The following is a 15,318-nucleotide window of genomic DNA, read 5'->3' as shown; positions in this document are numbered from 1 at the left end:
TTATCGAGCTGCACCATGACCAAAAGCTGGATGCTCCGTCCGGAACGGCGTTGAAAACGGCGCAGCTCATCGCCGAGGTCCGTCCGTCGAAAAAGCAAGGTCATCCGGACGAAAAAGAAACGCTTGAAGGGGCGCGCGGAGCCGCGTACGACGGTATTCCGATCCACAGCGTCCGCCTGCCGGGGTTTGTCGCCCATCAAGAAGTCATTTTTGGCGGCGACGGTCAGACGTTGACGATCCGCCATGACTCGTTTCATCGGAGTTCATTTATGTCCGGGGTGAAGCTTGCCGTCGAGACGGTCATGCATTTACATACGCTTGTGTATGGGCTTGAACATATTTTAGAATAGCGCGGCTTGCGCAAACGAGGGAGGGGGAAACGTGAAAATCGCCTTGATTGCCCACGACAAGAAAAAAGAGGACATGGTCGCCTTTGCGACCGCCTATGCGCCCGTGCTGGCCAACCATGAACTGTATGCCACCGGCACGACCGGGCTGCGCATTCAGGAGGCGACCGGCCTTGCCGTCCACCGCTTCCAGTCCGGACCGTACGGGGGCGACCAAGAAATTGGGGCGATGATCGCCCGCAATGAAATGGACCTTGTCATTTTTTTCCGCGACCCGCTGACCGCCCAGCCGCACGAGCCGGACATCAGCGCGTTGATGCGCCTTTGCGACGTCTATGCCGTGCCGTTGGCGACGAACATCGGTACGGCCGAGCTGCTCATCCGTGCGTTGGAGCGCGGCGATTTGGCATGGCGCAGCATTGTGCGCGGCCGAACAAAAGGCGGGGAGGAATCGAAAACAGAAAGGTGACAGCGATGACGGAAACGTGTGATTTATTGGCGTTTGGCGCCCATCCGGATGATGTTGAAATCGGCATGGGCGGAACGATCGCCAAATACACGCGCCGCGGTTTTCGGGTGATCATTTGCGATTTGACGAAGGCGGAGCTGTCGTCCAACGGCACGGTCGACGAGCGGCAGAAAGAGGCGGCCGAGGCGGCCCGGCGGCTTGGCGTGGCGCTTCGCCTCAACCTCGGGCTGCCGGATCGCGGCCTTTTGATCAGGGAAGAGGCGATTCGCCGCATCGTGTCGGTCATCCGCCGCTACCGCCCGCGCGTCGTCTTTGCTCCGTATTGGGTCGACCGTCATCCCGACCACGGGCAATGCGCCCGCCTTGTCGAGGAGGCGGTCTTTTCTGCCGGCATCCGCCGCTACGGCGCCGGGGAGCTTGGCGACGCCCACCGCGTCCGCGCTATGTATTATTACATGATCAATGCGTTTGAACGGCCGCATTTTCTGATCGATATTAGCGAGACGGTCGGCGACAAGCTGGCGAGCCTGCGCGCGTATGAAAGCCAATTTGAAAAGCGGCCCGGTTCGGTGGACACGCCGCTGACAAACGGCTACATCGAGACGGTGGAAAGCCGCGAGCGTTGGTTTGGCCAGCAAATTGGCGCCGCCTATGCCGAAGGGTTTTTGTCCAAAACGCCGATTCATCTTTTTGATTTATTCGAGGAGGCGCGATGAAGCTGAAAATCGGGATTGTTTGTTATCCGACAGTCGGAGGCTCAGGGGTCGTTGCCACCGAGCTCGGCAAGCTGCTGGCCGAAAAAGGGCATGAGATCCATTTTATTTCCTCGAGCATGCCGTTTCGGTTGAACAAAGTATATGGAAACATTTATTACCATGAAGTGAACGTCAATCAGTATTCGGTCTTTCAGTATCCGCCGTACGATTTGGCCCTTGCCAACAAAATCGCGGCGGTGGCTAAGCGCGAACGGCTCGATGTGCTTCATGCCCATTACGCCGTCCCGCACGCCGTTTGCGCCGTGCTGGCGCGACAAATGGTCGGCGAGCTGCCGATTGTCACGACGCTGCACGGCACCGATATTACCGTCTTGGGTTATGATCCGTCGCTGTCTGACATGATCAAGTTCGGCATTGAGCAGTCCGATATCGTCACCGCGGTGTCTGACGCCCTCGTGCGGCAGACGTACGAGTTGCTCGATGTGCAAAAACCGATCTATACGGTGTACAACTTTGTCGACGAACGCGTGTACCGCCGTCGGGAGGCCGGCCATTTGCGGCGGGAATACGGCATCAGTGAACAGGAAAAGGTCGTGATCCATGTCTCCAACTTTCGGAAAGTGAAGCGCGTGCCCGATGTCGTGCGGGCGTTTGCCATCGTCCGCCGCCATATGCCGGCCAAGCTCTTGCTTGTCGGCGACGGCCCAGAAATGACCGTCGTCTGCCGGCTTGTCAAAGAGCTCGGGCTCAACGGCGATGTCCGATTTTTGGGGAAACAGGACAAACTCGAAGAGCTGTACTCGATCAGCGATGTGATGATGCTCTTGTCGGAAAAAGAAAGCTTCGGGCTTGTCCTGCTCGAAGCGATGGCGTGCGGCGTTCCGTGCATCGGCACCGCCATCGGCGGCATTCCGGAAGTGATCGAAGACGGAAAAAGCGGGTTTTTATGTCCGCTTGGCGATGTTGAAGAAGCGGCTCGGCGGACGCTTATGCTGCTGACCGACCGCCGCCTTCATCAAGAGATGGCGCGCCAGGCCGTGCAAACGGTCGAGCAAAAGTTTCGTTCGTCCGACATCGTCGGGCAATATGAACAGCTGTACATTTCGCTCGCCGCAAGGAAGGTGAAATGATGAAACCGCCGTTTCAAGAGGCGCTCGGCATCATTCAACAGCTGAAACAGCATGGCTATGACGCCTATTTCGTCGGCGGAGCGGTGCGTGATTTGCTGCTTGGACGCCCGATCGGCGATGTGGATATTGCGACAAGCGCCTTGCCGGAAGACGTTATGGCGATTTTTCCAAAGACGATCGATGTCGGCTCGAAACACGGCACGGTCGTCGTTGTCCATAAAGGAAAAGCGTATGAAGTGACAACATTTCGCACGGACGGCGACTATGAGGACTACCGCCGTCCGGAGTCGGTGACGTTTGTCCGCTCGCTTGAGGAAGACTTAAAACGGCGCGATTTTACGATGAATGCCATCGCCATGGACGAATATGGGACTATCATTGATCCGTTTGGAGGGCGAGAGGCGATTCGCCGGCGAATCATTCGCACCGTCGGAGAGGCGGAAAAGCGGTTTCGTGAAGATGCGCTTCGCATGATGCGGGCCGTTCGCTTTGTCAGCCAGCTCGGATTTGCGCTTGCGCCGGATACGGAACAGGCGATCGTCCAAAACGCTCCGCTTTTGGCCCACATTTCAGTCGAGCGGATGACGATGGAGATGGAAAAGCTGCTCGGCGGTCCGTTTGCCGCCAGGGCGCTGCCGCTGTTGGCCGAAACCGGATTGAACGCTTACTTGCCTGGTTTGGCAGGGAAAGAGAAGCAACTGCGTCTGGCGGCGGCTTATCGTTGGCCATGGCTTGCCGCGCGCGAAGAACGGTGGGCGCTTTTGTGCCATGCGCTTGGTGTGCAGGAAAGCCGTCCGTTTTTGCGCGCGTGGAAGCTCCCGAACAAAGTGGTCGACGAAGCGGGCGCCATTTTGACGGCGTTGGCTGACATTCCACGGCCGGAAGCATGGACGAACGAACAGCTGTTTTCCGCCGGCCTTGAGCGGGCGCTCTCGGTGGAAACAGTGCGCGCCGCCTTCGCCGGCGCGCCGCCTGGGCCATGGCATGAGAAACTGCGCCGCCGCTTTGCCTCCTTGCCGATCAAAACGAAAGGGGAGCTGGCGGTCAACGGAAAAGACGTGATCGAGTGGGTCGGGAAACCGGCCGGCCCGTGGGTGAAAGAGGCGCTTGACGCCATATGGCGGGCGGTCGTCAACGGAGAAGTCGAGAACGAGAAGGAGCGGATTTACGCATGGCTCATGGAGCGCAATCGGACACGCGAAAAAAACTGTTAGAGCTGTTTGCAGAAGCGAACGGCGAGTTTTTGTCGGGACAAAAAATCAGCGAACGGCTCGGCTGTTCGCGGGCGGCCGTATGGAAACACATCGAGGAGCTGCGCAAAGAAGGCTTTGAACTCGAAGCGGTGCGCCGCCTTGGCTATCGGATCGTAAGCACGCCGGATAAGGTGACGGCGAATGAAATCCAGCTCGGCCTGAAAACGGAAACGCTCGGCCATACGATCCATTTTTTCGAGGAAGTCGATTCCACGCAGCGCATCGCCGCCAAGCTGGCGTACGAAGGGGCGCCGGAGGGGACGCTGGTCGTCGCGGAAGAGCAAAAAGCCGGCCGCGGGCGCCTCGATCGGAAATGGTTTTCTCCGAAAGGAACCGGCATTTGGATGAGCCTTATTTTGCGCCCGCCCATCCCTCCGCAGCGGGTGCCGCAATTGACGATGCTTGTGGCGGTGGCCATTAGCCAAGCCATTCAAGAAGTGACCGGGCTTGTCCCGGATATTAAATGGCCGAACGACATTTTGCTTCACGGCAAAAAAGGCGTCGGCATTTTAACCGAGCTGCAGGCCGATCCCGACCGCGTCCGCTCGGTCATCGTCGGCATCGGCATTAACGTCAATCAAACAGCGGAACAATTTCCCGAGGACATTCGCGCCATCGCCACGTCGCTTGCCATTGAAAAAGGCGAACACATCAAGCGCGCGCCGCTCATTCAAGAAATTTTGCTCCGCATCGAGCGGCTGTATAAGCAATATTTGGCGCACGGCTTCCGCCCCATCAAGCTTCTTTGGGAAGGGTATGCGGTTTCGATCGGCAAGCCGGTGACGGCAAGAACGCTGGGCGGCACGATTCGCGGCATCGCCCGCGGCATCACCGAAGACGGGCTGCTCATTCTCGAAGATGAGGAGCAAAACACCCATTATATTCACTCAGCCGATATTCAGTTGTAAATTGCCACTAGAAAAATTGTGACAATTTTATTAAAATACAAGGCGAGGAAAGGGCAGTATCTTTGTCAAGAAAGAGCTGCACCGAGGCTGGCAACATGAATAAATGGTTGAGACGATCTGCCTTGATCCTTACTCGAAGGACTGGGACAGAGGGGTGAACGAAACCGACGGCGGTTTATGGCGTCCTTCTTTCTCAAGGCGGAAAAGAAGGACGTTTTGTTTCGGTCGCGTCACCTCCTCTGCAACAAAAGGGGAGGGAGTCAATGTGAAGACGAAAACGGATTTTTTTCGCATGAAACAGACAGGCGAGCCCATCGTCATGGTGACCGCCTATGATTTTCCATCGGCCAAGCTCGCGGAGCAAGCCGGGGTGGACATGATTTTGGTCGGCGACTCGCTCGGCATGGTCGTGCTCGGCTATGACTCGACGATTCCGGTGACGGTTGAGGACATGATTCATCATACGAAGGCGGTGCGGCGGGGCGCGCCCAACACGTTTGTCGTCACGGACATGCCGTTTATGTCCTACCATGCGTCGAAAGAGGAAGCGTTGCAAAACGTCCGGCGCATCATGCAGCAATCGGGGGCGAACGCCGTCAAAGTGGAAGGAGCCGATGAAGTTACCGGCGTCATCGCCGCGCTGACGAAAGCCGGCGTGCCGGTCGTCGCCCACCTCGGGCTGACACCGCAGTCGGTCGGCGTCCTCGGCGGCTACAAAGTGCAAGGCAAAGATGCGGAAAGCGCCAAAAAGCTTATGGATGATGCGAAACAGTGCGAACAAGCGGGCGCGATCGCCTTGGTGCTCGAATGCGTGCCAAGGCAGCTTGGCGCCGCCATTGCCCGGGAGCTTCATATTCCTGTCATCGGCATCGGCGCCGGGGCCGAGGTGGACGGCCAAGTGCTCGTGTATCATGATGTGCTCGGCTACGGTGTTGACCGTGTGCCGAAGTTTGTCAAACAATACGCCGTCATTCAAGATGCCGTCGTCCAGGCATTGGCCTAACTATGTCGCCGATGTCAAACTGCGGCAGTTTCCAGAGCCGGCGCACGCGTTTACCATGAAGGAAGAAGAATGGGTGGCGTTATACGGAGGAAAGCAATGATGATCGTTGTCGACCGCATTGCGACAATGCAGGCGTTGATGCGCCAATATCGCCGCGAAGGAAAAACGATTGGGTTCGTCCCGACGATGGGCTATTTGCACGATGGGCACGCCGCGCTCATCGACCGGGCGCGCGAAGAGAACGATATCGTTGTGCTCAGCATTTTTGTCAACCCGCTTCAGTTTGGACCGAACGAAGATTTTGCCCGCTACCCGCGCGATTTTGAGCGCGACCGGCGCATCGCCGGCCAGCATGGCGTGGACGTATTGTTTCACCCGGAGGTGGACGAAATGTATCCGGCGCCGCTCTCGGTGCAAGCGGTCGTCAAGGCGCGCACCGATGTGTTGTGTGGGCGGTCGCGGCCCGGTCATTTCGACGGCGTGGCGACCGTGCTCATTAAGCTGTTCAATATCGTCATGCCGGACCGCGCCTATTTCGGGATGAAAGACGCCCAGCAGGTGGCCGTTGTCGCCGGCTTAATCCGCGACTTTAATTTTCCGATCGAGCTCGTGCCGGTGCCGACGGTGCGCGAGACCGACGGGCTGGCGAAAAGCTCGCGCAACGTTTATCTATCGCCGCAGGAGCGAAAGGAAGCGCCGGCGCTCTACGAGGCGCTTAAGGCCGCAGCAGCGGCTGTTGACCGCGGGGAGCGGAACGCGGAAGCCATCCGCCGCCTCGTGCGGGAGCATATTGAGGCGCATACGCATGCGGAAATCGATTATGTTGAAGTATGCTCATATCCCGATTTAACGCCGCTTTCGGCGCTTGCCGGAACGGTGCTCATTGCGGTTGCCGTCCGGTTTGCGGGCGCCCGCTTGATCGATAACATCATGGTCGAGTTGCCTGCAGCGGACAGGCGAGGGGAGTAAAGGGGGGATCGTCCATGTTTCGTACGCTCATGAACGCCAAAATTCATCGCGCCCGTGTGACGGAAGCGAACCTGGATTACGTCGGCAGCATTACCATCGATGAAGATATTTTGGACGCCGTCGGCATGGTGGCTAATGAAAAAGTGCAGGTGGTCAACAATAATAATGGAGCCCGCTTTGAAACGTATATCATCCCCGGGGAGCGCGGCAGCGGCGTCTTTTGCCTAAACGGCGCGGCCGCCCGCCTCGTGCAAAAAGGAGATATCATCATCGTAATTTCGTATGCGCTCGTTCCGGAAGAAAAAGTCGCCGCGCATCGACCGAAAATCGCCATTATGGACGAACACAACCGGATCGCGCAGCTTATCGCCGAAGAGCCGGCACATACGATTTTATAATGTGGTCAAAAAGGGGCTTTCCGCCCCTTTTCGTTTTGAGGTGATCGTTTATGGCAATGCGCTTTGTCATTATTGATTTGGAGACAACCGGAAACGGGCCGAAAAAGGGCGACCGGATCATCCAGCTCGGCATGGCGGTGGTGGAAGGCCGCTCGATCGTGGAGCGGTTTGCCAGCTTTTTCAACCCTGAACAGCCGATCCCGCCGTTCATCCAACAGCTGACCAATATTGACGAGCAGACCGTTGAAGAGGCGCCGCTGTTTGCCGATAAAGCGGGCGAGATTGCCGCCATGATGAAGGGGGCGTATTTCGTCGCGCATAACGTCGATTTTGATTTGCCGTTTTTGCAGGCGGAGCTCGAGCGGGCCGGGCGTCCGCCGTTTGCCGGTCCGACGATCGATACGGTGGAACTTGCGCGCATCGTGCTGCCGTCGGCGGAAAGCTACAAGCTTGGCGATTTGGCGAAACAGCTCGGCCTTCGCCATGATCGCCCGCACCAGGCGGACAGCGATGCGGAAGTGACCGCCAAACTGTTCATTGCCCTGCTCGGACGGCTGCACCGCCTGCCCTTGTTGACGCTTGAACAGCTGCGCCGCCTCGCCCGCCATTTGAAAAGCGACATTTATTCGCTCTTGGACGCCGTCATTGCGGAAAAACGAAAAGAAGCGCCAGTGGATGACACGGTCGCGGTATACCGCGGCATTGCGCTGAAAAAACCGGCGCCAAAGCCGGATGACGGCAGACGGCATTCCCCTTCCGCCTCGTTCGCTGCTTTTTATGAACAGGCGCCGCCCCTTCCGCTTCCTGGCTACAAACGACGTGAGGGGCAGTGGGAGATGATGCGGCTTGTCTATGAGGCGCTGTCGACGTCCCAGCATGCGCTCATTGAGGCGGGAACCGGGCTCGGCAAATCGCTCGCCTACTTGATTCCCGCCGCCTTTTTTGCCGGTGAGCGCCAGGAGCGGGTCGTGGTAAGCACGCATACGCTTCAGCTGCAAGAGCAGCTCATCCGCCGCGATTTGCCCGTGCTGCGGCAAGTCGTGCCGTTTCCGCTTCGGGTCGCCGTCTTGAAAGGGAAGCAAAACTACCTTTCCCTCGACAAGTTCGTTTCGTTTTTGTCTGAACCGTGCGATACGTACGATGCGGCGCTGTTGAAGTGCCAGCTGCTCGTCTGGCTGCTTGAGACAGACAGCGGCGATTTGGACGAATTGAATGTGTCGTCCGGCGCCCGTCTTTTGTTGTCAGAGCTGGCCATTGGCGAGGGGGAAGACGGCGGGAGGCATCATTTTTTCGCCCAAGCGAAACAACGCGCCGAGCGGGCGAATATTGTCATTACGAACCACGCGTTTTTGCTTCATGATTTGACAGCTTCTTCGCCGCTTTTGCCGCCGTTTCGCCATCTTGTCATCGATGAGGCCCATCGGCTCGAGGACGCTGCCGCCCATTCGTTTGGCGAACGGATTGACTACGTGTCTTTTCGTCTGCTGACGGCCAAAATAGCGCAAACGCTTGGAAAATGGCCGGAAGCGGAGCACGGTGAAGCGGAAGACGCGATCGCCCGCTGCCAACGGCGTTTGGAAGAGTTGCAATTTGAAGGGGACGAGCTGTTCCGTTTGCTGCGCCGCTATGCGCTTGCGAAAAAGCCGGCGCGGGCCGGCCGTTGCCGCTGCCGTTTTTCCCCGGCTGACGAGGGCGGCCGGACGTGGCAGGCAGCGACGGAGTTATGCTGGCGTCTGCGCGACTCGGCAGCGGCGCTATGCGGTGCCGCGATGCCGCTTGTGTCAGCGCCCGCCGCGGATGGTTCTCCGTTGCCTGCTTCGCTGGCAGCGGATTTGGCGGCGTTGGAGCGACAGCTGGCAACGCTTGTCCGGCTGTTGACGGAAACGGATCCCAGCGCCGTCCGCTGGATCGAAGCGGATGAGAAAGGGGCGGCGAACGCCGTCCGCCTTTATTCCCAGCCGGTCGACCTCGCCGATTTTTTTGCAGACCGGCTGTTTATGAAAAAGCGGAGCGTCATTTTGACTTCCGCAACGCTTACGGTTCGCGGGCGTTTCGCGTATATGACGAGGCGCCTCGGGTTGGACGAGTTTTATCCGCTGTGCCGCTCGTTTCCGGCGCCGTTTCGCTACGAGGAACAGGCTGCGCTCTTTGTGCCGGCGGACATGCCGCTCGCTTCCGCTGTTTCGGTCGAGACGTATGCCGAGGCGGCAGCGGCGGCCATCACAGCAGTCGCCCGGCGCGTCGGCCGGCGGCTGCTTGTGTTGTTTCCATCGTACGAATTGTTGAAAATGACTGTCGAGGCGTTAAAAAACGACGAGGCGGACGAACCATTTGTCTTGATCGCTCAAGGGGTGCAAAGCGGCAGTCCGGCCAAGCTCATCCGGACGTTTTTGCAGTTTGAGCGCGCTGTGCTGTTTGGGACGAGCGGTTTTTGGGAGGGGGTCGATTTGCCGGGGGATGCGCTTGATGCGCTCATCATCGCGCGTTTGCCGTTTGCTCCTCCGGACGATCCGGTGATGGAAGCGAAAAGTGAACGCATTCGTGCACGGGGAGGCGATCCGTTTTATGAGCTGTCGCTTCCCGAGGCCGTCCTCCGATTGAAGCAAGGCGTCGGCCGTCTCATCCGCACCGAGCGCGACAAGGGAGTGGTGTTCGTCCTTGACCGCCGGTTGACGAACGCTCCGTACCGAGCGGACTTTCTCGCGTCGCTGCCGCCGCTTCCTGTGCATGAGGGTGGACTTTTGGAGCTGCTCGATGCGGCGGACGCCTGGCTTTGGCAAGGCCGCCGGCCCAATGGCGTTTAGGGCATGTCGTCGCTTCCTTCTCATAAAGAGAGGGGAAACGGTGCAATCTAAAGATGGCAGGCAGCAAAAAAATTCCCCGCATCGAGCGGGGCGGAAGGAAGCAAATTTGCGTTGGCGGTGTAGGCGGGCAAATTTGTTATGAAATGGTCGGACAAACCTGCTATAATAGGGAAGAAGCACAACTGCGATGCTGGCAGCCTGCGGCTTTCGCTGCCTGGCTGCAGATCTGCTGTATTTGTATTGTTGCCGGAGCCGCCGGCCTGTATAAGTAACAAAATTTGCGCCGCACAGGAGGAAGCGACGAAAATGGAAAGCAAAATTGAAGTGCTCGCCACCGTCAAAGTCCAGCATTCCGACGATTTGTACAAAATTGTCGACTGCTTGAACCGGACGCTGAAGCGCAACAATTTAATGTTTGGCCTTGCTTTGGATGAGAACGACAAACGACAGGCCGTCTTCACGATTTACCGGACGTGATCGCGATGAAAAAATGGGGATGGTTGGCTCTCCTTTTTTTTGGTTTCCTCATTTGGCAGGCATGGTTGATTTATGGAGAGGCGATGGCGCCCAAACGGTCCATGGCGGAACACGCGCTTGCGCGGGCGAGGGAGGCAGTCGGATTGATTGACGTCAAGAAAGTCTATACATATTATGGGGATGAAGCGTACACTGTATTCATCGGCCGGACGAAGCAAGAAAAAACGGACGTCGTCGTTTGGGTGCCGGAAAAAGGAGGAAATGTCGTCGTCAAGCGGGCGGACAGCGGCATCAGCGAAGCAAAAGCGCGCGCCATTTTAGAGCGCGACCGCCGCCCGCAGCAGATCATTGACGCGACGCTCGGCATGGAAAAAGGCGTGCCTCTTTGGGAGTTGACATATATCGATTCGGAAGGAAGGTATTCGTTTTATTACCTTCATTTCACCGATGGCGCGTTCTTGAAGAGGTACAGTTTTCAACGATGAGGACATGAGGGGGAAGAAGCGATGAAACTGGCAAAACGGGTGGCGTCGCTGACGCCATCGGCGACATTGGCCATTACGGCGAAAGCGAAAGAATTGAAAGCGGCTGGATACGACGTGATCGGCCTCGGGGCCGGAGAGCCGGATTTCAATACGCCGCGGCACATTCTCGATGCAGCGGTAAGAGCGATGAACGAAGGGCATACGAAATATACGCCCTCGGGCGGGCTGCCGGCGCTGAAGGCGGAAATCATCAAAAAGTTTGCCCGCGATCAAGGGCTTGAGTATGAGCCGGCGGAAGTGATTGTATGCGTCGGGGCGAAGCACGCCCTTTACACCCTCTTTCAAGTGCTGCTCGACGAGGGCGATGAGGTCATCATCCCGACGCCGTATTGGGTCAGCTACCCGGAACAAGTGAAGCTCGCCGGCGGCGTTCCCGTTTATGTGGAAGGGCTGGAACAACACGATTTCAAAATTACGCCAGAGCAGCTGAAGCAGGCGATCACGCCGCGGACGAAGGCGGTCATCATCAACTCGCCGAGCAACCCGACCGGCATGATTTACACGGCCGAAGAACTGAAGGCGCTCGGTGACATTTGCTTAGAATACGGCCTCTTGATCGTCTCCGACGAAATTTATGAAAAGCTGATTTACGGCGGAGCGAAGCATGTCTCGATCGCTGAGCTGGCGCCGGAGCTGAAAGCGCAGATCGTCATCATCAACGGGGTGTCGAAGTCGCATTCGATGACGGGATGGCGCATCGGGTATGCAGCAGGTCCAAAAGAAATCATCAAAGCGATGACCGACTTGGCGAGCCACAGTACATCCAACCCGACGTCAATCGCCCAATACGCGGCCATCGCCGCGTACAGCGGCCCGCAGGATCCGGTAGAAGAAATGCGCCGAGCGTTTGAAGAGCGGCTCCATATCATTTACGACAAGCTTGTGCAAATTCCAGGGTTTACATGCGTCAAGCCGCAAGGGGCGTTTTACTTGTTCCCGAACGCCCGCAAAGCGGCGGAGATGGCGGGCTGCCGCACGGTCGACGAGTTCGTCGCCGTCTTGCTCGAAGAGGCGAAAGTCGCCCTCGTGCCCGGCTCCGGGTTTGGAGCGCCGGACAATGTCCGCCTGTCGTATGCGACTTCGCTTGAGGCGCTGGAAACGGCGGTGGAACGCATCCGCCGATTCATGGAAGCGCGCGCGTAACCAAATCCACGCGGGGCAGGGTGGATATGCTGTCAGGCGGCAACGGCCGGTGCAGTACAAAGCGCCGCATTTCGCCGCCCCGACCTGGCCGTTGCTGCCGTGTTGGCGCAACGGTATAATAGCGAATGATGGACGTGTCAATCATTGGAGGGAATAAGTACGTGAAAACGACGATTGCGGAAGTAAACCAATATGTCGGCCGGCAAGTCACGATCGGTGCCTGGCTGGCCAATAAGCGCTCGAGCGGAAAAATCGTCTTTTTGCAGCTGCGCGACGGGACGGGCTTCATTCAAGGTGTCGTCGAAAAGGCGAACGTCTCAGAGGAAGTATTCCAACGCGCGAAAACGTTGACGCAAGAAACATCGCTGTATGTGACCGGAACAGTGCGCATTGACGAGCGCTCGCCGTTCGGCTACGAACTGTCGGTTACGGACTTGCAAGTCATCGATGAAGCGGTCGATTACCCGATTACGCCAAAGGAGCACGGCGTCGAATTTTTGATGGACCATCGCCATTTATGGCTTCGGTCGCGGCGTCAGCATGCCATTATGAAAATCCGCAACGAGGTCATTCGGGCAACGTACGAGTTTTTCAACGACCGCGGGTTCGTCAAAGTCGATGCGCCGATTTTGACCGGCAGCGCGCCGGAAGGAACGACCGAGCTGTTCCACACGAAATATTTCGATGAAGACGCGTATTTGTCGCAAAGCGGCCAGCTGTATATGGAGGCAGCGGCGATGGCGCTCGGCAAAGTATTTTCATTCGGCCCGACGTTTCGCGCTGAAAAGTCGAAAACGCGCCGCCATTTGATTGAATTTTGGATGGTCGAGCCGGAAATGGCGTTTTACGAGTTTGAAGACAACTTGCGGCTGCAGGAAGAGTACGTCTCCTATCTTGTGCAGTCGGTGCTCAGCCGCTGCCGGCTCGAGCTTGGGCGGCTTGAGCGCGATGTGTCCAAACTTGAGTTGGTCACGCCGCCGTTTCCGCGCCTGACGTATGACGAAGCGATCAAGCTTTTGCACGACAAAGGGTTCACCGACATCGAGTGGGGCGACGACTTCGGCGCGCCGCATGAGACGGCCATTGCGGAAAGTTTCGAGAAGCCGGTCTTTATCACTCATTACCCGACGTCATTAAAGCCGTTTTATATGCAGCCGGATCCGAAGCGGCCGGACGTTGTGTTGTGCGCCGACCTCATTGCCCCGGAAGGGTACGGGGAAATTATCGGCGGCTCGGAGCGTATCCATGATTATGACTTGTTAAAGCAACGCCTTGAGGAACACCATTTGCCGCTTGAGGCGTATGAATGGTATTTGGATTTGCGCAAATACGGATCGGTGCCGCACTCTGGGTTCGGGCTCGGCCTTGAGCGCACGGTCGCTTGGATTTGCGGCGTCGAGCATGTGCGTGAAACGATCCCATTCCCGCGCCTTCTCAACCGTTTGTATCCGTAACCCCCTGCAAAAAGGGGGTTTTTTTGCCGCCGGCATGTTATACTATAGTTGAGGTGCATCGGCATGGAAAAGAAAAAGGTGGCCGAATGGCTGGCGCAAGGAAGCGTCACCGTTCCAAAGCTGTTATTGAACCATTATAAACAGCTTGGCTTGAGCGAGGCGGAACTCGTGCTGCTTTTGCATATGCAGTCGTTTTTTGAGCAAGGGATCACCTTTCCGACGCCGGCGGAGCTGGCCGAGAGAATGACGGTTCCGGCGGCGGAGTGCATGGAAATGATGCGCCGCCTTTTGCGAAAGGGGATGGTGGCCATTGAGGAGCATACGGACGAACGCGGCATCCGCAGTGAAAAGTATACGCTCGAACCGCTTTGGGAGCAGCTGGTTCACCATTTGTATGCAGAAGCGGCCAAGGATGAGTGCGGCGGCCAGCAGGAGGAGGAAAGCCTATATACGGTTTTTGAGCAAGAATTTGGCCGCCCGCTCTCCCCGTTTGAGTGTGAAACGCTCGCGATGTGGATCGACCAAGACGGCCATGAACCGGCCATCATTAAAGCTGCGCTGCGCGAGGCGGTGCTGTCGGGAAAACTGAACTTTCGCTACATCGACCGCATTTTGTTTGAGTGGAAAAAGAACGGCATCCGCACGATCGAGCAGGCGCACGATTACGGCAAAAAATTCCGCAAGCCGAAACCGCTCGCCCGCCCGGCGAAACAGGAGACAGGAGAATTTAAGCAGACGATTCCGTTTTTCAACTGGCTTGACTCGTAAACGAGAGCGCAGTCTCTCGTTTTTGTTTGGCCAAAATCGCGAAATGCTCGTATGGATGGCCAAACATCGCGAAAGGAGGAGAAGAGGGATGCTGACGAAGCAGCAAATCCGCTGCTGTTTGGACGTGATGGCGGACATGTTTCCCAATGCCCATTGCGAACTTGTGCACCGCAATCCGTTCGAACTGTTGATCGCGGTCGTTTTGTCAGCGCAATGCACCGATGCGCTCGTCAATAAGGTGACGAAACATTTGTTTGAAAAATACCGAACGCCGCACGATTACATCGCGGTGCCGCTTGAAGAGCTGGAGCAAGACATCCGATCGATCGGATTATACCGGAACAAAGCGAAAAATATTCAAAAGTTGTGCGCGATGCTGATTGAGGAGTACAACGGTGAGGTGCCGCGCGACCGCGATGAATTGATGAAGCTGCCGGGCGTCGGAAGGAAGACGGCCAACGTCGTCGTCTCCGTGGCATTTGGCGTGCCGGCCATCGCCGTTGATACGCATGTCGAGCGGGTCAGCAAGCGGCTCGGCTTTTGCCGTTGGGACGCGTCAGTTCTGGAAGTGGAACAAACGTTGATGAAAACCATTCCAAAGGAAGAATGGTCGATCACCCACCACCGGATGATTTTTTTCGGCCGCTACCATTGCAAGGCGCAGGCGCCGCAATGCCCGGTATGCCCGCTTCTTCGTTTATGTCGCGAGGGAAAAAAGCGGATGCGAAAGAGGGAAAACAAACGTGCGCGTGCCGACTGAATGGGCTCGCCCGCTTTTTCCCGGACGGGCATATTTCTAGGCAAGTCGCCATGAAAAAGCGGATGGCTTATCGGGCCATCCGCTTTTTTGAGGCAGGTGATCTCACTGGCGGCTTCCATTTCTCATGCCAGCATTGCCGCTGTTTCCTGATTGTGGATTGGTCGGCGTCGTTGG

The 15,318-nt window shown here is 57.2% G+C and carries 16 protein-coding genes and 1 pseudogene; all 17 read left to right on the top strand.

The features are described from left to right. Positions 1-350 (top strand): 4-hydroxy-tetrahydrodipicolinate reductase (dapB, locus tag IKE44_RS08410; RefSeq protein ID WP_287465611.1); only part of this gene is annotated, 350 nt, incomplete at its 5' end. A 31-nt stretch (positions 351-381) separates the two neighbouring features. Continuing rightward, positions 382-816, top strand: coding sequence for a methylglyoxal synthase (gene mgsA, locus IKE44_RS08405; RefSeq protein WP_033014018.1), 435 nt, complete (start codon positions 382-384; stop codon positions 814-816). Between the two features lie 5 nt (positions 817-821). Further along, the gene (gene bshB1 / locus IKE44_RS08400) at positions 822-1,532 is read left to right on the top strand and encodes a bacillithiol biosynthesis deacetylase BshB1 (protein WP_033014019.1); all 711 of its coding nucleotides are present in this window, start codon (positions 822-824) and stop codon (positions 1,530-1,532) included. Next, a complete protein-coding gene (bshA, locus tag IKE44_RS08395; protein ID WP_049624829.1) occupies positions 1,529-2,662 on the top strand; it encodes an N-acetyl-alpha-D-glucosaminyl L-malate synthase BshA in 1,134 nt (377 codons plus the stop codon). Before bshB1 ends, bshA begins: the two co-directional genes overlap by 4 nt. Next, positions 2,662-3,876, top strand: coding sequence for a CCA tRNA nucleotidyltransferase (locus IKE44_RS08390; RefSeq protein ID WP_287465610.1), 1,215 nt, complete (start codon positions 2,662-2,664; stop codon positions 3,874-3,876). The genes bshA and IKE44_RS08390 overlap by 1 nt, the downstream gene beginning before the upstream one ends. Continuing rightward, a complete protein-coding gene (locus IKE44_RS08385; RefSeq protein WP_049624830.1) occupies positions 3,834-4,823 on the top strand; it encodes a biotin--[acetyl-CoA-carboxylase] ligase in 990 nt (329 codons plus the stop codon). The genes IKE44_RS08390 and IKE44_RS08385 overlap by 43 nt, the downstream gene beginning before the upstream one ends. 265 nt (positions 4,824-5,088) lie before the next feature. Then, positions 5,089-5,926 (top strand): annotated as a pseudogene (gene panB, locus IKE44_RS08380) (3-methyl-2-oxobutanoate hydroxymethyltransferase). Next, positions 5,926-6,795 carry a pantoate--beta-alanine ligase gene (gene panC / locus IKE44_RS08375; protein WP_033014059.1) on the top strand — a complete coding sequence of 290 codons (870 nt, stop codon included), beginning with the start codon at positions 5,926-5,928 and terminating at the stop codon, positions 6,793-6,795. Before panB ends, panC begins: the two are co-directional and overlap by 1 nt. A gap of 14 nt (positions 6,796-6,809) precedes the next feature. After that, positions 6,810-7,193, top strand: coding sequence for an aspartate 1-decarboxylase (gene panD / locus IKE44_RS08370; protein ID WP_033010095.1), 384 nt, complete (start codon positions 6,810-6,812; stop codon positions 7,191-7,193). A 50-nt stretch (positions 7,194-7,243) separates the two neighbouring features. Further along, the gene (dinG, locus tag IKE44_RS08365; protein ID WP_049624831.1) at positions 7,244-9,997 is read left to right on the top strand and encodes an ATP-dependent DNA helicase DinG; all 2,754 of its coding nucleotides are present in this window, start codon (positions 7,244-7,246) and stop codon (positions 9,995-9,997) included. Between the two features lie 53 nt (positions 9,998-10,050). Next, complete coding sequence (locus tag IKE44_RS08360; protein ID WP_287465608.1) at positions 10,051-10,269, top strand: hypothetical protein; 219 nt, start codon at positions 10,051-10,053, stop codon at positions 10,267-10,269. 34 nt (positions 10,270-10,303) lie between these two features. Beyond that, positions 10,304-10,474 (top strand): YpmA family protein, encoded by a 171-nt coding sequence (locus IKE44_RS08355; protein WP_064502496.1) that lies wholly within the window; start codon positions 10,304-10,306, stop codon positions 10,472-10,474. Positions 10,475-10,479: 5 nt separating this feature from the next. After that, positions 10,480-10,959, top strand: coding sequence for a cell wall elongation regulator TseB-like domain-containing protein (locus IKE44_RS08350; RefSeq protein WP_049624832.1), 480 nt, complete (start codon positions 10,480-10,482; stop codon positions 10,957-10,959). A gap of 21 nt (positions 10,960-10,980) precedes the next feature. Next, positions 10,981-12,162, top strand: coding sequence for a pyridoxal phosphate-dependent aminotransferase (locus IKE44_RS08345; RefSeq protein WP_287465605.1), 1,182 nt, complete (start codon positions 10,981-10,983; stop codon positions 12,160-12,162). Positions 12,163-12,323: 161 nt separating this feature from the next. Beyond that, positions 12,324-13,616: an asparagine--tRNA ligase gene (gene asnS / locus IKE44_RS08340; RefSeq protein WP_033014026.1), complete on the top strand. Its 1,293-nt coding sequence runs from the start codon at positions 12,324-12,326 to the stop codon at positions 13,614-13,616. Positions 13,617-13,679: 63 nt separating this feature from the next. Then, entirely contained in the window at positions 13,680-14,384 is a 705-nt protein-coding gene (locus IKE44_RS08335; protein ID WP_049624926.1) for a DnaD domain-containing protein, read from the top strand. Positions 14,385-14,472: 88 nt separating this feature from the next. Continuing rightward, positions 14,473-15,144, top strand: a complete 672-nt coding sequence (gene nth / locus IKE44_RS08330) for an endonuclease III (protein ID WP_049624925.1) — start codon at positions 14,473-14,475, stop codon at positions 15,142-15,144. The last annotated feature ends 174 nt before the right edge of the window (positions 15,145-15,318 follow it).

The organism is Geobacillus sp., from assembly GCF_017515625.1.
Taxonomy (GTDB): domain Bacteria; phylum Bacillota; class Bacilli; order Bacillales; family Anoxybacillaceae; genus Geobacillus; species Geobacillus stearothermophilus.
This window is presented reverse-complemented; position numbering and strand designations above follow the sequence as displayed.